Origin of the sequence: Pseudomonas fluorescens (genome assembly GCF_030344995.1) — a bacterium.
Taxonomy (GTDB): Bacteria; Pseudomonadota; Gammaproteobacteria; order Pseudomonadales; family Pseudomonadaceae; genus Aquipseudomonas; species Aquipseudomonas fluorescens_BF.
On record NZ_CP128260.1, the window covers coordinates 6,224,735 to 6,247,482 of the forward strand.

The 22,748-nt window shown below is 60.3% G+C and carries 21 protein-coding genes; 3 read left to right on the forward strand and 18 right to left on the reverse strand.

Annotated elements, in window-relative coordinates; genetic code table 11:
- Positions 1–35: 35 nt before the first annotated feature.
- From QR290_RS28090 to QR290_RS28125, 8 genes are all read right to left on the reverse strand, one after another.
- The gene (locus QR290_RS28090) at positions 36–926 is read right to left on the reverse strand and encodes an ABC transporter permease subunit (RefSeq protein WP_115079586.1); all 891 of its coding nucleotides are present in this window, start codon (positions 924–926) and stop codon (positions 36–38) included.
- Positions 923–1,804, reverse strand: a complete 882-nt coding sequence (locus QR290_RS28095; protein WP_230737775.1) for an ABC transporter permease subunit — start codon at positions 1,802–1,804, stop codon at positions 923–925. The genes QR290_RS28090 and QR290_RS28095 overlap by 4 nt, the downstream gene beginning before the upstream one ends.
- A 35-nt stretch (positions 1,805–1,839) precedes the next feature.
- Positions 1,840–2,982, reverse strand: a complete 1,143-nt coding sequence (locus QR290_RS28100) for an ABC transporter ATP-binding protein (protein WP_115079588.1) — start codon at positions 2,980–2,982, stop codon at positions 1,840–1,842.
- A gap of 73 nt (positions 2,983–3,055) precedes the next feature.
- On the reverse strand, positions 3,056–4,153 hold the full coding sequence (locus QR290_RS28105) for a polyamine ABC transporter substrate-binding protein (protein ID WP_115079589.1): 1,098 nt from the start codon (positions 4,151–4,153) through the stop codon (positions 3,056–3,058).
- A 187-nt stretch (positions 4,154–4,340) separates the two neighbouring features.
- Positions 4,341–5,453 carry a polyamine ABC transporter substrate-binding protein gene (locus QR290_RS28110; RefSeq protein WP_289204029.1) on the reverse strand — a complete coding sequence of 371 codons (1,113 nt, stop codon included), beginning with the start codon at positions 5,451–5,453 and terminating at the stop codon, positions 4,341–4,343.
- A gap of 172 nt (positions 5,454–5,625) precedes the next feature.
- Complete coding sequence (locus tag QR290_RS28115) at positions 5,626–6,990, reverse strand: aspartate aminotransferase family protein (protein ID WP_007953512.1); 1,365 nt, start codon at positions 6,988–6,990, stop codon at positions 5,626–5,628.
- 56 nt (positions 6,991–7,046) lie between these two features.
- Complete coding sequence (locus tag QR290_RS28120; RefSeq protein WP_007953514.1) at positions 7,047–8,405, reverse strand: glutamine synthetase family protein; 1,359 nt, start codon at positions 8,403–8,405, stop codon at positions 7,047–7,049.
- Positions 8,406–8,499: 94 nt separating this feature from the next.
- Positions 8,500–8,856, reverse strand: coding sequence for a gamma-glutamyl-gamma-aminobutyrate hydrolase family protein (locus QR290_RS28125; RefSeq protein WP_115079591.1), 357 nt, complete (start codon positions 8,854–8,856; stop codon positions 8,500–8,502).
- Positions 8,857–9,134: 278 nt separating this feature from the next.
- Between QR290_RS28125 and QR290_RS28130 the strand changes: the two genes are divergently transcribed.
- Both QR290_RS28130 and QR290_RS28135 read left to right on the forward strand, forming a co-directional pair.
- Positions 9,135–10,511 carry a glutamine synthetase family protein gene (locus tag QR290_RS28130; protein ID WP_085581012.1) on the forward strand — a complete coding sequence of 459 codons (1,377 nt, stop codon included), beginning with the start codon at positions 9,135–9,137 and terminating at the stop codon, positions 10,509–10,511.
- A gap of 231 nt (positions 10,512–10,742) precedes the next feature.
- A complete protein-coding gene (locus QR290_RS28135; RefSeq protein ID WP_007953517.1) occupies positions 10,743–11,369 on the forward strand; it encodes a TetR/AcrR family transcriptional regulator in 627 nt (208 codons plus the stop codon).
- A gap of 74 nt (positions 11,370–11,443) precedes the next feature.
- Here QR290_RS28135 and QR290_RS28140 read toward each other — a convergent pair whose 3' ends face one another.
- The 8 genes from QR290_RS28140 to QR290_RS28175 all read right to left on the reverse strand — a co-directional run bounded on the left by QR290_RS28140 (position 11,444) and on the right by QR290_RS28175 (position 18,651).
- Positions 11,444–11,659 carry a TOBE domain-containing protein gene (locus QR290_RS28140; protein ID WP_007953520.1) on the reverse strand — a complete coding sequence of 72 codons (216 nt, stop codon included), beginning with the start codon at positions 11,657–11,659 and terminating at the stop codon, positions 11,444–11,446.
- Between the two features lie 27 nt (positions 11,660–11,686).
- Positions 11,687–12,493 (reverse strand): aliphatic sulfonates ABC transporter ATP-binding protein, encoded by an 807-nt coding sequence (gene ssuB / locus QR290_RS28145; RefSeq protein ID WP_289204030.1) that lies wholly within the window; start codon positions 12,491–12,493, stop codon positions 11,687–11,689.
- Entirely contained in the window at positions 12,490–13,272 is a 783-nt protein-coding gene (gene ssuC / locus QR290_RS28150; protein WP_115079593.1) for an aliphatic sulfonate ABC transporter permease SsuC, read from the reverse strand. The genes ssuB and ssuC overlap by 4 nt, the downstream gene beginning before the upstream one ends.
- Positions 13,273–13,281: 9 nt before the next feature.
- Complete coding sequence (gene ssuD / locus QR290_RS28155; RefSeq protein WP_115079594.1) at positions 13,282–14,430, reverse strand: FMNH2-dependent alkanesulfonate monooxygenase; 1,149 nt, start codon at positions 14,428–14,430, stop codon at positions 13,282–13,284.
- Positions 14,431–14,455: 25 nt separating this feature from the next.
- Positions 14,456–15,436: a sulfonate ABC transporter substrate-binding protein gene (locus tag QR290_RS28160; RefSeq protein ID WP_007953529.1), complete on the reverse strand. Its 981-nt coding sequence runs from the start codon at positions 15,434–15,436 to the stop codon at positions 14,456–14,458.
- A gap of 90 nt (positions 15,437–15,526) precedes the next feature.
- Positions 15,527–16,120: an NADPH-dependent FMN reductase gene (gene ssuE, locus QR290_RS28165; RefSeq protein ID WP_011336454.1), complete on the reverse strand. Its 594-nt coding sequence runs from the start codon at positions 16,118–16,120 to the stop codon at positions 15,527–15,529.
- 241 nt (positions 16,121–16,361) lie between these two features.
- Complete coding sequence (locus QR290_RS28170; RefSeq protein WP_011336455.1) at positions 16,362–17,000, reverse strand: peroxiredoxin; 639 nt, start codon at positions 16,998–17,000, stop codon at positions 16,362–16,364.
- A 307-nt stretch (positions 17,001–17,307) separates the two neighbouring features.
- Positions 17,308–18,651 (reverse strand): OprD family porin, encoded by a 1,344-nt coding sequence (locus tag QR290_RS28175; protein ID WP_115079595.1) that lies wholly within the window; start codon positions 18,649–18,651, stop codon positions 17,308–17,310.
- Between the two features lie 365 nt (positions 18,652–19,016).
- On the opposite strand from QR290_RS28175, the gene tauA reads away from it, so the two are divergent.
- A complete protein-coding gene (gene tauA / locus QR290_RS28180; protein ID WP_431768086.1) occupies positions 19,017–20,006 on the forward strand; it encodes a taurine ABC transporter substrate-binding protein in 990 nt (329 codons plus the stop codon).
- Between the two features lie 39 nt (positions 20,007–20,045).
- Here tauA and argA read toward each other — a convergent pair whose 3' ends face one another.
- Both argA and argE read right to left on the reverse strand, forming a co-directional pair.
- A complete protein-coding gene (argA, locus tag QR290_RS28185; RefSeq protein WP_007951778.1) occupies positions 20,046–21,344 on the reverse strand; it encodes an amino-acid N-acetyltransferase in 1,299 nt (432 codons plus the stop codon).
- 135 nt (positions 21,345–21,479) lie between these two features.
- The gene (gene argE / locus QR290_RS28190; protein WP_289204031.1) at positions 21,480–22,628 is read right to left on the reverse strand and encodes an acetylornithine deacetylase; all 1,149 of its coding nucleotides are present in this window, start codon (positions 22,626–22,628) and stop codon (positions 21,480–21,482) included.
- Positions 22,629–22,748: the final 120 nt, after the last annotated feature.

Sequence of the window (22,748 nt, forward strand, 5' to 3'; positions counted from 1 at the left end):
CGTTTCCGGTCGCGAGGTTTTTTGTGTCCGCAGACTTAAGCCGCTTCCGGCGTCGGCGCCCGGCGCACGTCCGGTTGCTTCCACGAATCCGCAGCACCTTCTTCGATAGCCTGCTGAATCGCTTTCTTGCGGGCTTCTTCGGCACGGCGGCTGAAGAACCAGACCATGAACGTCACCAGCGACACTGCCAACAGAATCAGGCTGGCCACGGCGTTGATCTCGGGTTTCACGCCCAGACGCACCGCCGAGAACACTTCCATCGGCAGGGTCGTCGAACCCGGGCCGGACACGAAGCTCGCCAATACCAGGTCATCCAGCGACAGCGCGAACGACATCATGCCGCCCGCGGCCAGCGACGGCGCGATCATCGGGATGGTGATCAGGAAGAACACCTTCCAAGGGCGCGCACCAAGGTCCATCGCCGCTTCTTCGATCGACAGATCCAGCTCACGCAGACGCGCCGACACCACCACCGCCACATACGCCGCACAGAACGTGGTGTGAGCGATCCAGATGGTGACGATGCCACGCTCCTGTGGCCAGCCGATCATCTGCGCCATGGCCACGAACAGCAGCAACAGCGACAGACCGGTGATCACCTCAGGCATGACCAGCGGCGCGGTGACCAGGCCGCCGAACAGCGTGCGGCCCTTGAAGCGGGTGATGCGGGTCAGCACGAAGGCTGCCAGCGTACCCAGCGCCACGGCGGCAACCGCGGTGTAGCAGGCGATTTCCAGCGAGCGCACCACCGAGCCCATCAGTTGGGTGTTGTCGAGCAGGCCGACGTACCACTTCACCGACCAGCCGCCCCACACCGTCACCAGTTTCGAGGCGTTGAACGAGTAGATCACCAGGATCAGCATCGGCAGGTAGATGAACAACAGGCCGAGCACGAGCATCAGGCTGGAGAAACGGAAGCGCTTCATTCTTTACCCTCCATTTCCTTGGCCTGACTGCGGTTGAACAAGATGATCGGCACGATCAGGATCGCCAGCATCACCACCGCCAGGGCGGATGCCACCGGCCAGTCACGGTTGTTGAAGAACTCTTGCCAGAGCACTTTACCGATCATCAGGGTTTCCGGACCGCCAAGCAGTTCCGGGATCACGAACTCGCCCACCACCGGGATGAACACCAGCATGCAGCCGGCGATGATGCCGTTCTTGGACAGCGGTACGGTGATTTTCCAGAAGCTGTTGAAGGTGCTCGAACCCAGGTCGGACGCGGCCTCCAGCAGGCTGGTGTCATGCTTCACCAGGTTGGCGTACAGCGGCAGGATCATGAACGGCAGGTACGAGTAGACGACGCCGATGTACACCGCGAGGTTGGTGTTGAGGATCTGCAGCGGCTCGTCGATGAGGCCCATGCTCATCAGGAATCCGTTGAGCAGACCGTTGTTGCTGAGGATGCCCATCCACGCATACACGCGGATCAGGATCGCGGTCCAGGTCGGCATCATGATCAGCAGCACCAGCACCGTTTGCACTTCCTTGCGGGCGCTGGCGATGGCATAGGCCATCGGGTAACCGATCAACAGGCACAGCAGCGTGCTGAAAAACGCCATCTTCAGCGAGCCGAGGTACGCGGCGATGTACAGCTCGTCGTCGCCGAGCATCGCGTAGTTGCCCAGGTTCAGCAGCAGTTGCAGCTTCTGCTCGGCGTAGGTGTAGATCTCGGTGTACGGAGGGATGGCCACGTCCGCTTCGGCGAAGCTGATCTTCAGGACGATGAAGAACGGCAGCATGAAGAACAGGAACAGCCAGATGAACGGAACCCCGATGACCAGCTGACGGCCACCGGGAATTATTCGATTGAGCCGGCGTTTGAATTTGCGCATGTTCATGAGCGAAGTACCACGCCGCTGTCGTCTTCCCAGTACACGTAGACCTGATCGCCCCAGGTCGGACGTGCGCCACGGCGCTCGGCGTTGGCCACGAACGATTGCACCAGCTTGCCACTCGGCAATTCGACGTAGAACACAGAGTGACCGCCGAGGTAGGCGATGTCATGCACCTTGCCGCTCGACCAGTTGTATTCGCAGGTCGGCTGGTCGGCGGTGACCAGCAGTTTTTCCGGACGGATCGCGTAGGTCACGGACTTGTCCTGCACCGAGGTGCTGATGCCGTGGCCGACGTAGATCTGCCGGTCGAGGTCCTTGCAGGTGATGGTCGCGTGGCCTTCGGCGTCGTCGATCACTTCGCCTTCGAAGATGTTCACGTTGCCGATGAATTCGCAGACCAGACGGCTGGTCGGGGTTTCGTAGATGTCGATCGGGCTGCCGATCTGGGCGATCCAGCCCAGGTGCATGATCGCGATGCGCTCGGCCATGGTCATGGCCTCTTCCTGGTCGTGGGTCACCATCACGCAGGTCACCCCCACGCGCTCGATGATTTCCACCAACTCAAGCTGCATCTGCGAACGCAGTTTCTTGTCCAGTGCGCCCATCGGCTCGTCGAGCAGCAGCAGTTTCGGCCGTTTGGCCAGCGAACGCGCCAGCGCCACACGCTGACGCTGGCCGCCGGACAGCTGGTGCGGCTTGCGCTTGGCGTACTGGCTCATCTGCACCAGCTTGAGCATCTCGGCCACACGGGCGTCGATCTCGGCCTTGGGAATCTTGTCCTGTTGCAGGCCGAACGCGATGTTCTGCGCCACGGTCATGTGCGGGAACAGGGCGTAGGACTGGAACATCATGTTGATCGGTCGCTCGTACGGCGGCATGTCGGTGATGTCGACGCCGTCGAGGAAAATGCGCCCCTCCGTGGGCCGTTCGAACCCTGCCAGCATCCGCAGCAGAGTGGATTTGCCCGATCCCGAACCGCCGAGCAGGGCGAAGATCTCGCCCTTCTTGATTTCCAGGGACACATCGTCCACGGCAACCGTCTCGTCGAACTTCTTCGTGACCCGGTCGATTTTGACCAGCACCTGTTTCGGTGTCTGGTCGCCCTCGAGGGCTTTCTTATAGGCGCCGGAGGCAACTGCCATTTACAAAACTCCCAGAAAAAAAGAGTGCAGTTCGCCCACGCAAGACGAACCCAGGATAGTTTGTACGTTGAAGCTATTTACCCGACTTGACCTTGGTCCAGCTGCGGGTCATCAAACGCTGAATGTTCGGCGGCAACTCGATCGACACGTAGGTCTTGTCGAGCACGGCCTGCGGTGGATAAACCGACTCGTCGGTGCGGATGGACTGCTCCATCAGCTTGTCCGAACCCGGGTTGGGGTTGGCGTAACCGACGTAATCACTGACCTGGGCGATCACCTCAGGTTTCAGCAAATAGTTGATGAAGGCGTGGGCCTCTTTGACGTTGGCCGAATCCTTCGGAATCGCCAGCATGTCGAACCACAGCGCACCACCCTCTTTCGGAATCGAGTAGGCGATGTTCACGCCTTTCTTGGCTTCTTCGGCGCGATGCTTGGCCTGGAAGATGTCGCCGGAGAAACCGATCGCCACGCAGATGTCCCCGTTGGCCAGATCGCCGATGTATTTGGACGAGTGGAAGTAGGTCACGTACGGACGCACCGCCAGCAGTTTGTCTGTGGCCTTGGCGTAATCCTTGGGATCGGTGCTGTTGGCATTCAGGCCCATGTAGTTGAGCACGGTCGGCATCATTTCATCGGCCGAATCGAGGAACGCCACGCCGCAGCTGTGCAGCTTCTTGATGTTCTCCGGCTCGAACAGCACGCTCCAGGAATCGATCTTGTCGATACCGAGCACGGCTTTCACCTTATCGACGTTGTAGCCGATGCCGTTGGTGCCCCACAGGTACGGTACGGCGTACAGGTTGCCCGGATCGTTCTGCTCCAGGCGCTTGAGCAGCACCGGATCGAGGTTGGAATAGTTCGGTAGCTGCGCCTTGTCGAGCTTCTGGAACGCGCCCGCCTTGATCTGCTTGCCGAGGAAGTGGTTCGACGGCACGACCACGTCGTAACCGGTACGCCCGGCGAGCAGTTTGCCTTCCAGGGTTTCGTTGGAGTCGAACACGTCGTAGACCGGCTTGATCCCGGTTTCTTTCTGGAAATCGGCCAGGGTGGTCTCGCCGATGTAATCCGACCAGTTATAAATATGCACAGTACCGGCGGCTTGGGCACCGACAGCGAACGTCAGACCGGCAGCGGCCAGCAGGGCATTGCGCAAAGAAGAAAAAATAGGCAAGTGGAGGTCCTCTAATTTAGTTGGGCCCAAGTTGCCCCGTGCTGCATGACAGTCACGGTTGCCCGGCAACAAAACCGGCGCGCAACTTACCTTCGAAAAACCGTTCCAGCAAAACTTTCTGTCATTTAATTGCACCGCTGACCGCCCGGGTGAAGGCGACGGCCAGCGGTGACTGCTTCAAACCGGCTTATTTACCGGATTTGATCTTGGTCCAGCTGCGAGTGATCAGGCGCAGGGTGCCTGCATCCAGATCGCTGATCGCATAGAGCTGCTTCTTCACTTCAGCCGAAGGGTAGATGCTCGGATCGCTGGTGATTTCCTTGTCCACCAGCGGCGTGGCCGCCTTGTTGCCGTTCGGGAAACGCACGGCGTTGGTGATTTCGGCCATCACTTTCGGCTCGAGCAGGTAGTTCATGAACTTGTAGGCGGCTTCGACGTTTTCGGCATCCTTTGGAATGGCGACCATGTCGTAGAAAGTACCGGCACCTTCTTTCGGAATGGTGTAGGCCAGTTTGACCTTGTCACCGGCTTCCTTGGCGCGGGTCTTGGATTGTTCCAGGTCACCCGAGTAACCGACCGCCACGCAGATGTTGCCGTTGGCCAGGTCCGAGATGTACTTCGAGGAGTGGAAGTAGGCAACCGAAGGACGCACTTTGAGGAACAGGTCCTCGGCGGCTTTCAGGTCAGCCTTGTCTTTGCTGTTGGTCGGTTTGCCCAGGTAGTGCAAAGCCGCCGGAATCATTTCGGTCGGAGCGTCGAGGAAGCTTACGCCGCAGCTTTTCAGCTTCTCGATGTTTTCAGGCTTGAACACGATGTCCCAGGAATCGATCTTGTCGACGCCCAGCGCAGCCTTGACCTTCTCCGGGTTGTAGCCGATGCCGATCGAGCCCCACATGTACGGGAACGCGTGCTTGTTGCCCGGGTCGCTGGCATCGCCAACGGCCTTGAGCAGGTCTTCATCGAGGTTCTTCCAGTTCGTCAGCTTGGACTTGTCCAGTTCCTGATAAACGCCGGCCTTGATCTGCTTGGCCAGGAAGTTGTTGGAAGGCACCACGATGTCGTAACCGGATTTGCCGGCCAGCAGCTTGGCTTCCAGGGTTTCGTTGCTGTCGAAAACGTCATAGACGACCTTGATGCCCGTCTCTTTTTCGAAATTGGCAACCGTGTCCGGCGCGATGTAGTCGGACCAGTTGTAAACGTGCAACACCTTGTCGTCCGCCTGAACCGCACCCGCCATCACGCCCATCAGGGACATGGCGAGCAGAGTCTTGCCAGCGAGCTTTTTGCCTAATGCCTTCATGCGTTAATGCTCCAAATTTTTCTTTTTTGAACCACTTTGTTCAGCGGCCGAACCCGGACAACTGGAACCGCGGCTAGTCTGGCAAGATCCGAGGCGGTCTTTCAAGAAAAGACCAGCCTTTCTGACAGCTCCGAGCGATTTCGCGACAGCTCCATCGCTCTGAGCCTAGCACCTAGCCCTGCAACGCACTCAGGGTCAGGTCCAGACACTTGCGTGCCTTTGTAACCAGTTCATCGATCTCCGCCTTGCTGATCACCAGCGGCGGCGCGATGATCATGGTGTCGCCCACGGCACGCATGATCAGCCCGTTGTCGAAGCAGAACTGGCGGCAGATCATGCCCACACCCTTGCCTTCGTAACGCTTGCGAGTGGCCTTGTCCTGCACCAGCTCGATGGCCCCCAGCAGACCGACCCCGCGCACTTCACCCACCAACGGGTGATCGTTCAGTTCGCGCAGACGTTTCTGCAAATACGGTGCCGTTTCTTCATGGGCGCGATCGATGATTTTCTCTTCGCGCAGAATCCGGATGTTTTCCAGACCCACCGCCGCCGCTACCGGGTGACCGGAGTAGGTGAAGCCGTGGTTGAAATCGCCACCCTCGTTGAGCACCGCCACCACTTCGTCGCGCACGATCAGGCCACCCATCGGGATGTAGCCGGACGTCAGGCCTTTGGCGATGGTCATCATGTGCGGCTTGAGGTCGTAGAAATCGCTGCCGAACCATTGGCCGGTACGGCCGAAACCGCAGATCACTTCATCGGCCACGAACAGGATGTCGTACTTGGCGAGGATTTCCTTGATGCGCGGCCAGTAGGTATCTGGCGGAATGATCACGCCGCCGGCGCCCTGGATCGGCTCGGCAATGAAGGCACCGACGTTGTCGACGCCGACTTCCAGAATCTTTTCTTCCAGCTGATTGGCCGCCCAGATCCCGAACTCTTCGGGGGTCATGTCGCCGCCTTCGGCGAACCAGTACGGCTGGGCGATGTGGACGATGCCCGGAATCGGCAGGTCGCCCTGTTCGTGCATGTAGGTCATGCCGCCCAGGCTCGCGCCGGCCACGGTGGAACCGTGGTAGCCGTTCTTGCGGCTGATGATGACTTTCTTGTTCGGCTGGCCCTTGATCGCCCAATAGTGGCGAACCATGCGCAGCATAGTGTCGTTGCCTTCGGAGCCGGAACCGGTGAAGAACACGTGGTTCATGCCTTGCGGCGCCACGTCGGCGATGGCCTTGGCCAGTTCCAGCGCCGGCGGGTGCGCGGTCTGGAAGAACAGGTTGTAGTAAGGCAGTTCGCGCATTTGCTTGGCGGCCGCATCGGCCAGCTCATCGCGCCCATAACCGATCGCCACACACCACAGACCCGCCATGCCATCGAGGATCTTGTTGCCCTCGCTGTCCCACAGGTACACGCCCTTGGCGTTGGTGATGATCCGTGGACCCTTTTCTTTCAGCTGCTTGAAGTCGCTGAACGGGGCCAGGTGGTGATCGCTGCTGAGGGCTTGCCACTCACGGGTTTGCGGGTTGTTGCTGGTCATGCCAATTCTCCTTGTTATCGGTGAAGGCGCGGCGGCTGGCCACCGCGCCCGGCGTATCAGACGGCGAAGAGCAGGTACTCACGCTCCCAGGAACTGATCACGCGCTTGAAGTTTTCATGCTCGGCCCGCTTGACCGCGACGTAGCCGGTGATGAAGGTCTTGCCCAGGTATTTCTCGATGGTCGCGCTGTTTTCCATGCGCTCCAGGGCGTCCTCGATGGTCAGCGGCAGGCGCAGGTTGCGGCGCTCGTAACCACGGCCCACCACTGGCGCGCTCGGGTTGATGCCTTCGACCATGCCGATGTAGCCGCAGAGCAGGCTCGCGGCAATCGCCAGGTACGGGTTGGCGTCGGCGCCCGGCAGGCGGTTCTCCACCCGACGGTTCTGCGGGCCGGCATCCGGGACGCGCAGGCCCACGGTGCGGTTTTCTTCGCCCCACTCCACGTTCACCGGCGCCGAGGTGTCCGGCAGGAAGCGGCGGAACGAGTTGACGTTCGGTGCGAACAGCGGCAGCAATTCGGGGATCAGTTTCTGCAGGCCACCGATGTGGTGCAGGAACAGCTGGCTCATGGTCCCGTCTTCGTTGGAGAACACGTTCTTGCCGGTCTCGATGTCGATGATGCTCTGGTGCAGGTGCATCGCACTGCCCGGCTCACCGGTCATCGGCTTGGCCATGAAGGTCGCGGCCACGTTGTGCTTGAGGGCGGCCTCGCGCATGGTGCGCTTGAACACCAGGATCTGGTCGGCCAGCGACAACGCATCGCCGTGACGGAAGTTGATTTCCATCTGCGCGGTGCCGTCCTCGTGGATCAGCGTGTCGAGGTCCAGCTCCTGCAGTTCGCACCAGTCGTAGACGTCTTCGAACAGCGGATCGAATTCGTTCGCTGCTTCAATGGAGAACGACTGGCGACCGATCTCCGGACGCCCGGAACGGCCGACCGGCGGCTGCAACGGATAGTCAGGGTCGTCGCTGCGCTTGGTCAGGTAGAACTCCATCTCCGGCGCCACGATCGGCTGCCAGCCCTTGTCGGCATAGAGTTTCAGGACTTTTTTGAGGACGTTGCGCGGCGACAGCTCGATCGGGTTGCCTTGCTTGTCGTAGGTGTCGTGGATCACCTGGGCGGTCGGCTCGATGGCCCATGGCACCAGGTACACAGCGTTCTGGTCGGGACGGCAGATCATGTCGATGTCGGCCGGGTCGAGCAGTTCGTAATAGATGTCGTCTTCGACGTAGTCGCCGGTCACGGTCTGCAACAGAACGCTCTCTGGCAGGCGCATGCCTTTTTCGGCGATGAACTTGTTGGTCGGCGAGATCTTGCCGCGGGTGATGCCGGTCAAGTCGCCGATCATGCATTCGACTTCTGTGATCTTGTGGTCTTTCAACCAATCGGTGAGCTGGTCGAGGTTGTTACTCATAAATGCCTCTGGGCTGAGTCTCCTGACAGATGTCAGGCAATGTTTGACGCACCAGGCGTCGCGTTAAAGGGCCTTGCTTGCGCGCAGTGCCGGCTTACGCCCGGCACCGCGCATAGACAATGAAGGAGGAGCTTACCTGCCCTTTACGCTGGCGTTGCATTTCCTGTGCACATCCCGGGCGTGCAGAATTACGGGCACGGCGACTAACGCGGTGCAGGCCGGGAGCGGGAAAGAGATCTATATTGAAAGGAGAACCGCTAAAGAGGATGCCCTCGCACACGTCCAGAATATCGGACGCTGCCGCTCGATCTGCCATGGGCAGGGAGATCGCTGGCACGTTGCAGGCCTTGCTGGCCGCGCTGCGGACGGACGTGTCGCCACTGATGTGATAAGCATGCAGACCGGACTGCAAGGAGCAGTCGGTGACGCCGATTAACGGCAGGCGAGACATGAAGCACCCCGGTATTATTGCTGTTATGGGTTTGATCCGAGCTTAGCCTTGTTCATTTTTTTACACAACACCCCCGTAAAAAATACAACACGGCCTGCTCAAGCCTGCGGGTGGCGCGTCCTTCACGGATAAAAAAATGCCCCAAAGTGCCCCATAAATGCCCTCGTGGCGCTTTTTCAGGGCAGAAAAGGCCTCGCTTGACTTCGGCAGGCCGTTCGGGTTGACTGAAACCAGAAAAGATCAATGATTGATATTTTTAACAACAAAGGTGTTACATCATGTCGGTACCCCCGCGTGCCGTTCAGCTTAACGAAGCGAACGCGTTCCTTAAGGAACATCCTGAGGTTCTGTACGTTGACCTTCTGATTGCGGATATGAATGGTGTGGTGCGCGGCAAGCGCATCGAACGCACCAGCCTCCACAAGGTTTACGAGAAAGGCATCAACCTGCCGGCCTCTCTATTTGCTCTGGATATCAATGGTTCGACGGTGGAAAGCACCGGCCTGGGCCTGGACATCGGCGACGCCGACCGTATCTGCTATCCAATTCCCGATACCCTGTGCAACGAGCCATGGCAGAAGCGCCCGACCGCGCAGCTGCTGATGACCATGCACGAACTCGAAGGTGACCCTTTCTTCGCCGATCCGCGCGAAGTGCTCCGTCAAGTTGTTGCAAAGTTTGACGAGCTCGGCCTGACCATCTGCGCCGCATTCGAACTCGAGTTCTACCTGATCGATCAGGAAAACGTGAACGGCCGCCCTCAGCCGCCACGCTCGCCGATCTCCGGCAAACGCCCGCATTCGACCCAGGTTTACCTGATCGACGACCTCGACGAATACGTCGACTGCCTCCAGGACATTCTGGAAGGTGCCAAAGAGCAAGGCATCCCGGCCGACGCCATCGTCAAGGAAAGTGCCCCGGCGCAGTTCGAAGTGAACCTGCACCACGTCGCCGACCCGATCAAGGCGTGCGATTACGCGGTCCTGCTCAAGCGTCTGATCAAGAACATCGCCTACGACCATGAAATGGACACCACCTTCATGGCCAAGCCGTATCCGGGCCAGGCAGGCAACGGTCTGCACGTCCATATTTCGGTTCTCGACAAAGATGGCAAAAACATTTTTGCCAGCGAGGATCCCGAGCAGAACGCCGCGCTGCGTCACGCGATCGGCGGTGTGCTCGAGACCCTGCCCGCGCAGATGGCTTTCCTCTGCCCGAACGTCAACTCCTACCGTCGTTTCGGCGCACAGTTCTACGTGCCGAACTCGCCGAGCTGGGGCCTGGACAACCGCACCGTGGCCCTGCGCGTACCGACCGGCTCCGCCGACGCGGTCCGTCTGGAACACCGCGTTGCCGGCGCCGACGCCAACCCGTACCTGCTGATGGCTTCGGTCCTGGCGGGCGTGCACCACGGTCTGACCAACAAGATCGAGCCACCGGCTCCGACCGAAGGCAACAGCTACGAGCAGAACGAGCAGAGCCTGCCGAACAACTTGCGCGATGCCCTGCGCGAGCTGGACGACAGCGAGGTGATGGCCAAGTACATCGATCCGAAATACATCGATATCTTCGTCGCTTGTAAAGAGAGCGAGCTGGAGGAGTTCGAACACTCCATCTCCGACCTTGAGTACAACTGGTACCTGCACACCGTTTAAGCGGATTGCAGCGCCAAAAAGAACGCCGTCGGCTATCGCAGCCAGCGGCGTTTTTTTATGGCCGCCTGCGGCGGTTCGCGAGCAAGCCCGCTCCCACAGTGAATCTCCTGCGAACAGAAATTTTCATCTCACAGGAGATACCCCGTGGGAGGGGGCTTGCTCCCGAAAGCGGCCGACAAGACAACACAAGAGCCGGCTCGTACAATGCCCGCTGCCCCGCAGGAGACTTTCATGACGCGTCCCGCCCCCGTCCGCAAACCCCGTGCCCGCAGTCAGGCACGGATCGATTCGATACTCGACGCCGCGCGCACGCTGCTGGCCGCCGAGGGCGTGGCGAGCCTGTCGATCTACAGCGTGGCCGAGCGCGCGCAGATTCCGCCCTCCTCGGTCTACCACTTCTTCGCCAGCGTCCCGGCGCTGCTCGAAGCCCTGACGGCGGACGTGCACGCCGCCTTCCGCGCCTGCCTGCAAGCGCCGATCGATCACGATGCCCTGCGGGACTGGCGCGACCTGTCGCGGCTGGTCGAAGAGCGGATGCTGGAGATCTACGGCGAGGATGCCGCCGCCCGCCAGCTGATCCTCGCGCAGCATGGCCTCACCGAAGTCACCCAGGCCGACCGCCAGCACGACCTCGAACTGGGCGACCTGATGCACAAACTGTTCGACCATCACTTCGAACTGCCGCGCCTGCCGGATGACGTCGACGTTTTCGCGCTGGCCATGGAACTGGGTGATCGCGTCTACGCCCGTTCGGTGCAGCAGCACGGACAGATCACCCCGCGCATGGCCGAGGAAGGCATGCGGGTGTTCGATGCCTACATCGGGCTGTATCTGCCGCCCTATCTGCCCAAACGCTGAGACATGATCAATCTCAAGCCATGAAAAAACCCCGAAGGGCTCACACCCTCCGGGGTTGTTTTTTACTCACAGGCTTACAACTTGGCGATGGACACCTCGGTGGATTTCACGAAGGCGATCACTTCGCTGCCGACCTCCAGTTCCAGCTCCTTGACCGAACGGGTGGTGATCACCGACGTGACGATGCCGGAGGCGGTCTGCACGTCGATTTCCGACAGCACGTCGCCGAGAACGATCTCCTTGATCGCGCCTTTGAACTGGTTGCGTACGTTGATGGCTTTGATAGTCATGGCATTGATTCCTGTCGTTTGCTTGAGTTATTGAGCCCAACGCAGTTGCGTAGGCAAGGGTGAAACGGGTTCCGGCGCCGGCGGCTCGCCGGGCAGGGACAACACACGGTTGAGCACTTCGGTTTCCAGCGCGGCCAGCCGATGGGAACCACGCACCCGAGGGCGCGGCAGCTCCACTTGCAGGTCGAGGCCGACTTCGCCGTCCTCGATCAGAATCACCCGGTCGGCAATCGCCACCGCTTCGCTGACATCGTGGGTCACCAGCAACACGGTGAAACCATGCTGTTGCCAGAGATGTTCGATCAGTTGCTGCATCTCGATCCGGGTCAGAGCATCCAGTGCGCCCAGCGGCTCGTCGAGCAGCAACAGACGCGGTTGATGAATCAGCGCCCGGGCCAGCGCCACGCGCTGCTTCTGCCCACCGGACAATGCCGCCGGCCATTCATTGGCGCGATCGGCGAGGCCGACGGCATCCAGCGCCTGCAAGGCTTGCGGACGCCAGTTGCCCTTGAGGCCGAGACCGACGTTGTCGATGATCTTTTTCCACGGCAGCAGCCGTGCTTCCTGGAACATCAACCGGGTGTCATCCCGCGCATCGCTGAGCGGTGCAGCGCCGGCCAGCAAATCGCCGCCGGTGGGTTGATCGAGGCCAGCAAGCAAGCGCAGCAACGTGCTTTTGCCGCATCCGCTGCGCCCGACCACTGCGACGAATTGCCCGGCCGGAATGTGCAGATCAATGTCACGCAGCACCTGCCGCGCGCCGAAGGTCTTCTGCAGGTTGCGCACCACCAGCGGAATCCCGCGCAGCAGGCGTGGAGGTTGTTGAGCAGTCATGCCGCACCTCCTTTCGCCACTTGATACGCCGGATGCCAGCGCAGCCACACACGTTCAAGGCCACGGGCCGCGAGGTCGGCCAGTTTGCCGAGCACCGCGTACAGCAGAATCGCCAGCACCACTACGTCCGTCTGCAAGAACTCGCGGGCATTCATCGCCAGGTAACCGATGCCGGAGCTGGCAGAGATGGTTTCCGCCACGATCAGCGTCAGCCACATGAAGCCCAGGGCGAAGCGCACGCCGACCAGAATCGAAGGCAGCGCGCCCGGCAGAATCACCTGCCAGAACAGGCTGAAACCGGACAGGCCATAACTGCGGGCCATTTCCACCAGCGCCGGATCGACATTGCGGATGCCGTGATAGGTGTTGAGGTAGATCGGGAACAACGTGCCCAGCGCCACCAGAAAAATCTTCGCCGACTCGTCGATGCCGAACCACAGGATCACCAGCGGAATCAGCGCCAGGTGCGGCACGTTGCGGATCATCTGCACCGAGCTGTCGAGCAGGCGTTCGCCCCACTTCGACAGGCCGGTGATGAAGCCCAGCACCAGGCCGATGCTGCCACCAATGGTGAAGCCCAGCGCGGCGCGCCAGCCGCTGATCGCCAAGTGCGTCCAGATTTCGCCGCTGCGCACCAGGCTCACACCGGCTTCGATCACCGCCACCGGCGCTGGCAGAATCCGTGTCGACAACCAACCCGCCGACACCGACAACTGCCACACCGCCAGCAACAACAGCGGCAACGCCCAGGGCGCGAGGCTGTGGATAAATTTCTTCATGGCGGCGCCTCAGCTCTGGGACGCGGCTTTGGGAAGAATGTCGTTGGCCACCATCTCGCCGAACGGGCTGACGTAACCGGCGCTTTTCGGCAAGTCCGGGCGCTCGACATCGAGGTGCGGGAACAGCAACTCGGCCACCCGATACGATTCTTCGAGGTGCGGATAACCGGAGAAGATGAAGGTATCGATGCCCAGATCCGCGTATTCCTTCACGCGCGCTGCCACGGTCGGACCGTCGCCGACCAGTGCCGTGCCGGCACCGCCGCGCACCAGACCGACGCCGGCCCACAGGTTCGGGCTGACTTCGAGGTTGTCACGGCTGCCACCGTGCAGCGCGGCCATGCGTTGCTGGCCGACAGAATCGAACCGCGCCAGCGAAGCCTGGGCACGTTTGATGGTGTCGTCGTCCAGATGCGAGATCAGGCGATCCGCCGCTTGCCAGGCTTCAGCGTTGGTTTCCCGCACGATCACATGCAGACGGATGCCGAAGCGCACGGTGCGGCCGAGCTTGGCCGCTTTGGCGCGCACCTGTTCGATCTTCTCGGCAACGGCTGCGGGTGGCTCACCCCAGGTCAGAACCATTTCCACTTGTTCGGCGGCCAGATCCTGCGCGGCTTCTGACGAGCCACCGAAGTACAGCGGCGGACGCGGTTGCTGGATCGGCGGATAGAGCAATTTGGCGCCCTTTACGCTGATGTGCTCGCCGTCGTAATCCACGGTTTCGCCTTCCAGCACCCGGCGCCAGATCCGGGTGAATTCCACCGAGGCCTGATAACGCGCTTCGTGATCGAGAAACAGACCGTCGCCGGCCAACTCTTCCGGATCGCCACCGGTCACCAGGTTGAACAGCGCACGACCGCCGGACAGACGATCCAGCGTTGCCGCCTGACGCGCCGCCACCGTCGGGGAAATGATCCCGGGGCGCAGAGCGACCAGAAACTTCAGACGCTGGGTCACCGGGATCAGCGATGCTGCCACCAGCCACGAATCCTCGCAGGAACGGCCGGTGGGAATCAGCACGCCGCCGAAACCCAGTCGATCCGCCGCTTGCGCGACCTGTTGCAGATAGCCGTGGTCGACGGCGCGGGCGCCTTCGGCGGTGCCAAGGTAATGGCCGTCGCCGTGGGTAGGCAGGAACCAGAAGATGTTGAGGCTCATGGAGTGGTCTCCTTGGGGATTCGATTTACTGGGCTTGGGTGACCGAGCTTTGGGCCACAGCGGCCGGTGGGGTCCAGATCACATCCTTGATGCTCAACGGCTTGGGAATCAGCTTGAGCTGGTAGAAGGTGTCGGCGATTTTCTGTTGTGCGGCGACCACTTCCGGGGTCAGGAACAGCGCGCCGTAGCCCTGGCGTTTCACCGAGGTCAGGGTGATGTCTGCCGGCAGGCCAAGCAGCGGCGACACCTGTTGGGTCACGTCCTCCGGATTGGCCTTGGACCACTCGCCGACGGCGCGCACTTCTTCCACGAGGGTCTTGATCACCTCGGGATTTTTCTGCGCGTAGGGTTTGGTCGCCAGGTAGAACTGGTGGTTGTCGACGATGCCTTTGCCGTCACGCAGGGTGTGCGCTTGCAGTTGTTTCTCGGCGGCCGCCTGGTACGGATCCCAGATGACCCAGGCGTCGACGCTGCCACGTTCGAACGCGGCGCGGGCATCGGCCGGCGGCAGGAATACGGTTTGAATGTCGGTGTACTTGAGGCCGGCGTCTTCCAGCGCACGCACCAGCAGGTAGTGAACGTTGGAGCCTTTGTTCAGGGCGACTTTCTTGCCCTTGAGATCCGCCACCGATTTGATCGGCGAATCTTTCGGCACGAGGATCGCTTCGCTGTTCGGGGCTGGTGGCTCGTAAGCCACGTAGAGCAGATCGGCACCGGCGGCCTGGGCGAAGACCGGCGGGGTTTCGCCGGTGACACCGAAGTCGATCGAACCGACGTTCAGGCCTTCCAGCAGTTGCGGGCCGCCGGGGAATTCAGTCCATTGCACGTCGACGCCTTGGGCGGCGAGACGTTTTTCCAGGGTGCCCTTGGCTTTGAGCAGCACCAGCGTGCCGTATTTCTGATAACCGATACGAAGGGTTTCGGCTTGAGCTTGAGTGATGGCGCCGAAGGACACAGCCGCAGCAAACAGAGCGACCAGACCACGACGCAAAAATACAGTGCGCATAGCGCTCTCCTTTTTTGCTGTTGGGTTTTGGCTGCACCTGCTTGCCCGTTGGCGGGCGAGTAAGGCCAGTACTTCAAGTTTCGATGTGACTCAAATGCTCCAGCGAGCACTCAACAAACGTTCGTTCAACAGCCCCGGCTCCAGCGGCTTGGGCCGGCGGGCCATGGCGCTGACAAACTGGTCCAGCGCTTCATGCAGTCGCTGTTCCAGGGCCGGCGCCAACTGCGCCTGGGCACTGCCCTCGCCGTAGGCGATCTGGCTGTCCTCGGCAAAAATCCCTTGCAGCATTTCCTGGGCTTTCAATGCCGACAGCACAGGCTTGAGGGCGTAATCGACCACCAGCATGTGAGCGATGCTGCCGCCGGTTGCCATCGGCAGAACAATCTTGTGGTTCAGCGCACGCTCGGGCAGCAGGTCCAGCACGGTCTTCAGGGCGCCGGAAAACGACGCCTTGTACACCGGCGTGGCGATCAGCAGGCCATCGGCGTTTTCAATCTGTTGCAGCAGGTCGAGCACCTTCGGGCTGTCGAAGCGGGCGTGGAGCAGGTCTTCGGCCGGGAAGTCCCGCACCTGATAACTCACCACTTCCACCCCTTGCTGCTGCAACCAGCGTTGCGAGCGCTCCAGCAGCACCCCGGAGCGGGAACGTTGACTGGGACTGCCACCGAGTGAGACGACCAGCATTCAGACAATTCCTTGCGCGTTACAGGCGATTCGCGGGTTGCGATCTCGCTTCGATGTCAGTGACCTTACCAGTTGATTCATATATCCATAAATCATATTTATTCATTTGGTTATTCTTTATAGAGATATAAATTTCACTTTCCGGTGGGCAAAAAAACAGGCCGTGAAAACGGCCTGAAACCCTGCATCGTGTTTTTTGCCGATCGCCCCCACGCAGAGCCCGGGAACGATCCGAGGAAGGTTATTTGTTCGGCTGTGGGGTGAGGCGCAGGTACGGTTTCACCGCGCGGTAGCCCTTCGGAAAGCGTTGCTTGATTTCATCTTCGTCCTTGAGCGACGGTACGATCACCACTTCTTCACCATCCTGCCAGTTGGCCGGCGTGGCCACCTTGTAGTTGTCGGTGAGCTGCAGCGAATCGATCACCCGCAGGATCTCGTGGAAGTTGCGCCCGGTGCTGGCGGGGTAGGTGATGGTCAGGCGGATCTTCTTGTTCGGATCGATCACGAACAGCGAACGCACGGTCAGGGTGTCGTTGGCGTTCGGATGGATCAGATCGTACAGATCAGACACCTTGCGATCGGCATCGGCCAGGATCGGGAAGTTGACGATGGTGTTCTGGGTTTCGTTGATGTCCTCGATCCACTTGTGGTGCGAGTCCACCGGGTCGACCGACAGTGCAATGGCTTTCACGCCACGCTTGGTGAACTCGTCCTTGAGCTTGGCAGTGAAGCCCAGCTCGGTGGTGCAGACCGGGGTGAAGTCCGCCGGGTGGGAAAACAGCACGCCCCAGCTATCGCCCAGCCATTCGTGGAAACGAATCTTGCCGGCGCTGGAATCCTGTTCGAAATCGGGGGCGATATCGCCAAGTCTGAGGCTCATGGTGCGGCTCCTGATGAGGGGTTGGAGACCTCAACTGTAGCTCGGGATTCGCCATCGTGAAAAAGAATAAATAACGAGATATTTATATCTTTATTGAATATTAAACATCTGTTCACTGGACGTCCCACAGCTTCGCGACGAACATCGCCCTCAAGGTTCGAGAAGGCCTTGAGTTGCTGTAAAGAGGGGAACATCGGGAAAGGCTTACGGGGGTGAGCCGGACCCGAAAACGCAAAAGCCCCGTCCGGCGCGATGCCGGACGGGGTTTTTTTACATCGGTTTTTTACATCAGTGCAGGAGCGCGCTATTACAGCAGCGGGATCGAGTAGCTGACGATCAGGCGGTTTTCGTCCTGCGAACGGGTGTTCGGCAGGTCGGTGCGCCATACAGCGTTTTTCCACATCAGGCCGACGTTCTTGAACGGACCTTCAGGTACGACGTAACCGATGGTCAGGTCGCGTTCCCACTCGGAACGATCCGAAGCGTTTTCGCGGCCGTTGGTGCCAACGGTGTCGATGCTGTCGCCTTTCAGGTAAACCACACCGGCGGTAAGGCCAGGGATACCGACTTTGGCGAAGTCATAGGAGTAGCGAGCTTGCCAGGTTTTCTCGCCGGCACGGCCAAACTTCTGGATCTGCATGTCGGTGATGGTGTAGTTCGACGAACCGTCGCCCTGGTTCAGCCAAGGGAAGTCGGAGCTGCCGTTGGAAACCTGGTAACCGCCACCGAAGGTGTGACCTTCAACGGTGTACAGGAACAGGCCGCTGTACAGGTTGTTGTCGACTTCGCCACGACCGTTGCGCACGCCGGTGTAGTTACCGGTGCTGAAGTACGCAGGATCAGTGCCGTTCTTGCCGTCGTCGGAGCTGTTGAAGTAACGGAAGTCAGACTTCAATACGCCCGGGCCGATGGCCCAGTTGTGTACCAGACCCAGGAAGTGCTGCTTGTAGAAGTCTTCCAGGTTGCCGTAGTAGTACTGGGCAGTCAGGTCTTTGGTGATCTTGTAGTCACCACCGGCGTAGATGAACTTGTTGCTGTCACGGAAGCCAGTACCACGGGTGTTTGCACCGCTGATGGACAGGTTTTCGTTGTTGCTGGAGTTACGGCCTTTCACGGCTTCGATCTGACCACCGACCAGAGTCAGGTCCTTGATTTCGCCGGAAGTGATCTGACCGCCCTGCCAGGTTTGTGGCAGCAGACGACCGTCGTTGGTCACGATGACCGGGTTCTTCGGCTGCAGGGTACCCAGCTTCAGCTCAGTCTGGGAGATCTTGGCTTTGGCAGTCAGACCCAGGCTGGAGAAGTTGTCCACGGCTTTACCGTTGGACTCGCTCGGGAACACAGTGCCACCGTAAGCGGTGCCGCTGTTGCCGTTGGTGCCGCCGCCCGAATCCAGACGCACGCCCAGCAGGCCGATGGCGTCGATACCGAAGCCTACGGTGCCTTGGGTGTAGCCGGAGGTGAAACGCAGATCGAAGCCTTGGCCCCACTCTTCGTTCTTGTTGGCGCCAGCGCCATCGCGGTTGTCAGTGTTGATGTAGAAGTTACGCAGCCCCAGGGTGGCCTTGCTGTCTTCGATGAAACCGGCGGCGCCTGCCTGCTGCGCCAAAACCCCTACGGCCACGGCCAGGGCCAAGGTGGACTTGTTCATGTATCGCTCCTCTCGTTTCTAATTCTTGTGTTCCTGGTCCGGAGTCTGATGCCCCTGGATCCTAAGATGCGCGATTAGCGCCAGACCGTGACTGACAAGTCAATCGTAACCTTGTGTGTCTACGACCAAGGTCTAATCGCAGTTATTTGGTCCCTGCAGGGTAAAGACTTCCTGATAATCCCAAAAAGAATTTATTCATTCTTTTTCATATCATTCGGATATATGGCCAGCCAATTGCCATCTGTACCGGGATACAGCGTATCGGCGACTAAGCTCATTACTAAATGGTATTTGTTAGCCTTTTTTTAGATCGATTAGCTTTGACGCAACCCCGATTCGTCAATCCCTATCAAAAAGGCGACGCCATGATGGCCAAACGCGCACTATCTAGTCAATTTGTTACAGTTTGTGTGTCGGCGCTGATTTCTTTTTCAGCCCATGCCGCCAACCTCACCGTGGGCTACCAGACTGGTATCGACCCGAGCAAAGTCCCACAGGCCGACGGCGTCTACGAGAAGACCATCGGCGAGAAAATCGACTGGCGTCGTTTCAACAGTGGCCCGGAAGTTGTGACAGCCATTGCCTCCGGCGACGTGCAGATCGGCAACCTCGGCTCCAGCCCGCTGGCGGCCGCCGCCTCGCGTAATCTGCCGATCGTGGCGTTCATTGTCTCGGCGCAGATCAATGCCGCCGAAGCCTTGGTGGTGCGCAACGGCAGCGGTATCAACAAGCCCGAAGACCTGATCGGCAAGACCATCGCCACCCCGTTCGTCTCCACCTCCCACTACAGTCTGCTTGGCGCGCTCAAGCACTGGGGCCTGGACACCTCGAAAGTCAAAGTGGTGAATCTGCAACCCGCAGAAATCGCGGCCGCCTGGAAACGCGGCGACATCGACGGCGCCTTTGTCTGGTCGCCGGCACTGGGAGAAATCCGCAAGACCGGCAAGACCCTGACCGACGCCGCGCAGGTCGGCCAGTGGGGCGCGCCGACCTTCGAAGTCTGGGTCGCGCGCAAGGACTTTGCCGAGAAGCATCCTGAAGTCGTGGCCAAGTTCGCCAAGGTGACTCTGGACTCGTTCGCTGATTACGCCGCCCATAAAGACAGCTGGACGGCTGACTCGGTGCCTGTACAGAAAATCGCCAAACTGACCGGTGCCAATGCTGCCGACGTACCGGAATTGCTTGCGGGTTCGGCCTTCCCGGACGCCAAGGCGCAACAGACCACGGCGCTGCTGGACGGCGGCACGGCGAAGGCGATTGGTGAGACGGCGAAGTTTTTGAAGGAACAGGGCAAGGTCGAAAGTGTTCTGCCTGACTACTCACCGTATGTCAGTGCGAAGTTTGTAGCGGAGTAAAGACATTGCCCCCACGCATCCCGTGGGGGCGTTCGCACATCACAGAGACTTTTCGAAGATCTTCGAATTGCGCTGATAGTTATAGAGAGAAGCCCGCGCCGCTGGCAGGCGTTCGACGCTGCTCGGTTCGAAGCCGCGCTCACGGAACCAGTGGGCGGTGCGGGTGGTAAGGACGAACAGGGTCTTCAAGCCCTGAGCCCGGGCACGAGTCTCGATGCGCTCGAGCAGTTCGTCGCCGCGACCGCCATGGCGATACTCCGGATTCACCGCCAGGCACGCCAGCTCACCGGCATCCGAATCGGCAATCTGATACAACGCCGCACAAGCGATGATCATCCCTTCACGCTCGACCACACTGAACTGCTCGATTTCGCGCTCCAGCACTTCGCGGGAACGACGTACCAGAATGCCCTGCTCTTCCAGCGGGCTGATCAGATCGAGCAAGCCGCCGACGTCCTCGATCGCCGCCTCGCGCACCAGTTCGAATTGCTCCTGGGCTACCAGCGTACCGCCACCGTCACGGGTGAACAGTTCGGTCAGCAGCGCGCCGTCCTCGGCATAACTGACGATATGGCTGCGCGCCACGCCGCCTCGGCAGGCTTCGGCGGCGGCATCCAGCAGTTCCGCCTGGTAGTTGCTGCCCAGACGCTGCAAATGCGCCGGTACCTGTTGCGGACGCAGCTCGCGCACCAGTTTGCCGTTTTCGTCGATCAGACCGAGGTCAGCACCGAACAGCAGCAGCTTGTCCGCGCCCAGATCGATGGCAGCGCGAGTGGCGACGTCTTCGCAGGCCAGGTTGAAGATTTCACCGGTCGGCGAATAACCCAGCGGCGAGAGCAATACGATGGAGCGCTCGTCGAGCAGGCGGTTGATGCCCTTGCGGTCGACCCGGCGCACTTCGCCGGTGTGGTGATAGTCGACACCCTCCAGCACGCCGATCGGCCGCGCCGTCACGAGGTTGCCGCTGGCCACCCGCAAGCGCGAGCCCTGCATCGGCGACGAAGCCATGTCCATCGACAGTCGCGCTTCGATGGCGATGCGCAGCTGGCCGACCGCGTCGATCACGCACTCCAGCGTCGCGGCATCGGTGATACGCATGCCGTGGTGGTAATGCGGAGTCAGGCCGCGGGCGGCGAGGCGGGTTTCGATCTGCGGACGGGAGCCGTGCACCAGCACCAGCCGCACGCCGAGGCTGTGCAGCAGCACGATGTCATGGACGATGTTGCCGAAATTCGGATGCTCCACGCCGTCGCCCGGAAGCATGACGACAAAGGTGCAATCGCGGTGAGCATTGATATAGGGAGACGCGTGGCGAAGCCAATTGACGTATTCGGGCATGAACCTGGGCCTGTAATAAATAGCAGCCGGAAAAGGGGCGAAACGGAAAACGCACAGCGGGCTGATGGTTATCGTCGGAACAGGCTTGGCGACACGCGCGCTCTCCTCATGAATACGGGTGGGTGTGTGGGCAATTTATACAGTTTTGAGACAGTAATGTTCGATCAACTGTCGCAATAGATGCACGGTAGGCTGCAAACGTGACATTTCGAGGTACTCGTCCGGCTGGTGCGCACAGGCGATGTCGCCAGGGCCAAGCACGATGGTTTCGCAGCCAAGGCGCTGAAGATAAGGCGCTTCGGTGCCGAACGCTACCGCTTCGGCCGTGTGGCCGGTGAGTTTTTCGGCAATTCGCACCAGCTCGGCGTCTTCGGCCTGCTCGAACGGCGGAACTTCGGGAAACAGCGGCGCGTAATCGATCTTCACGTGATGGCGTTCCGCGACCGGGTTGAGCCTGCGCAAAATCTCGCTACGCAAGAGCTTGGGGTCCATTCCAGGCAGCGGCCGCAAGTCGAACTCCAGCGAACACTGGCCGCAGATGCGGTTGGGGTTGTCGCCACCGTGGATACAGCCGAAGTTCATGGTCGGCTGCGGCACACTGAATTGCGGGTTGTTGAATTCACGCTGCCACAACAGGCGCAGGCCGCGAAGTTCACCGATGGCATCGTGCATCGCTTCGAGGGCGCTGTGCCCCAGGCGCGGATCCGACGAATGGCCGCTCTGCCCGAGGATATCGATGCGCTCCATCATGATGCCCTTGTGCATGCGGATTGGCTTGAGCCCGGTCGGCTCGCCGATCACCGCCGCCCGGCCCAGCGTTCGCCCCGCTTCGGCCAGCGCCCGGGCACCGGACATCGAGCTTTCTTCATCGCAGGTGGCGAGGATCAGCAACGGCTGCTTGAACGGCTGATCGAGCAGCGGTTGCACGGCTTCGATGATCAGGGCGAAAAAGCCCTTCATGTCGCAACTGCCGAGGCCGACCCAGCGGCCATCGACTTCGGTGAGTTTCAGCGGATCGGTTTTCCACAGCGCATCGTCGTACGGCACCGTGTCGCTGTGCCCGGCCAGCACCAGTCCGCCGGGGCCGCTGCCGAAACTGGCGAGCAGGTTGAATTTTCCGGGGCTGACCTGCTGGATGTCGCAGTTGAAGCCGAGGTCGCCGAGCCAGCCCGCGAGCAGATCGATCACCGCCCGGTTGGACTGGTCGAGGCCCGGCTGAGTGCAACTGACCGACGGCGCGGCGATCAGTGCAGCGAACTGGTCTTGCATGGACGGCAAAGGCATCGCTGACTCCAACTCCCGGATTGAGGTTCATCATAGAACCATCCGGCGCCGAGAATAAACCGCCGCAAAGCGTAGGAAGGTTCAGTCCTGTACACTGCACGACCTTGGCAGCCACACATT

Bases quoted from the DNA above. Each gene is read 5' to 3' on its own strand.
- ssuE (WP_011336454.1), bottom strand. From the start codon at position 16,120: ATGCTGGTCGTCTCACTCGGTGGCAGTCCCAGTCAACGTTCCCGCTCC.
- QR290_RS28160 (WP_007953529.1), bottom strand. From the start codon at position 15,436: ATGCGCACTGTATTTTTGCGTCGTGGTCTGGTCGCTCTGTTTGCTGCG.
- tauA (WP_431768086.1), top strand. From the start codon at position 19,017: ATGATGGCCAAACGCGCACTATCTAGTCAATTTGTTACAGTTTGTGTG.
- QR290_RS28110 (WP_289204029.1), bottom strand. From the start codon at position 5,453: ATGAAGGCATTAGGCAAAAAGCTCGCTGGCAAGACTCTGCTCGCCATG.
- ssuC (WP_115079593.1), bottom strand. From the start codon at position 13,272: ATGAAGAAATTTATCCACAGCCTCGCGCCCTGGGCGTTGCCGCTGTTG.
- QR290_RS28100 (WP_115079588.1), bottom strand. From the start codon at position 2,982: ATGGCAGTTGCCTCCGGCGCCTATAAGAAAGCCCTCGAGGGCGACCAG.
- QR290_RS28135 (WP_007953517.1), top strand. From the start codon at position 10,743: ATGACGCGTCCCGCCCCCGTCCGCAAACCCCGTGCCCGCAGTCAGGCA.
- QR290_RS28140 (WP_007953520.1), bottom strand. From the start codon at position 11,659: ATGACTATCAAAGCCATCAACGTACGCAACCAGTTCAAAGGCGCGATC.
- ssuD (WP_115079594.1), bottom strand. From the start codon at position 14,430: ATGAGCCTCAACATCTTCTGGTTCCTGCCTACCCACGGCGACGGCCAT.
- argA (WP_007951778.1), bottom strand. From the start codon at position 21,344: ATGCCCGAATACGTCAATTGGCTTCGCCACGCGTCTCCCTATATCAAT.
- QR290_RS28120 (WP_007953514.1), bottom strand. From the start codon at position 8,405: ATGAGTAACAACCTCGACCAGCTCACCGATTGGTTGAAAGACCACAAG.
- QR290_RS28090 (WP_115079586.1), bottom strand. From the start codon at position 926: ATGAAGCGCTTCCGTTTCTCCAGCCTGATGCTCGTGCTCGGCCTGTTG.
- QR290_RS28130 (WP_085581012.1), top strand. From the start codon at position 9,135: ATGTCGGTACCCCCGCGTGCCGTTCAGCTTAACGAAGCGAACGCGTTC.
- QR290_RS28170 (WP_011336455.1), bottom strand. From the start codon at position 17,000: ATGAGCCTCAGACTTGGCGATATCGCCCCCGATTTCGAACAGGATTCC.
- QR290_RS28175 (WP_115079595.1), bottom strand. From the start codon at position 18,651: ATGAACAAGTCCACCTTGGCCCTGGCCGTGGCCGTAGGGGTTTTGGCG.
- argE (WP_289204031.1), bottom strand. From the start codon at position 22,628: ATGCCTTTGCCGTCCATGCAAGACCAGTTCGCTGCACTGATCGCCGCG.
- QR290_RS28125 (WP_115079591.1), bottom strand. From the start codon at position 8,856: ATGTCTCGCCTGCCGTTAATCGGCGTCACCGACTGCTCCTTGCAGTCC.
- QR290_RS28115 (WP_007953512.1), bottom strand. From the start codon at position 6,990: ATGACCAGCAACAACCCGCAAACCCGTGAGTGGCAAGCCCTCAGCAGC.
- ssuB (WP_289204030.1), bottom strand. From the start codon at position 12,493: ATGACTGCTCAACAACCTCCACGCCTGCTGCGCGGGATTCCGCTGGTG.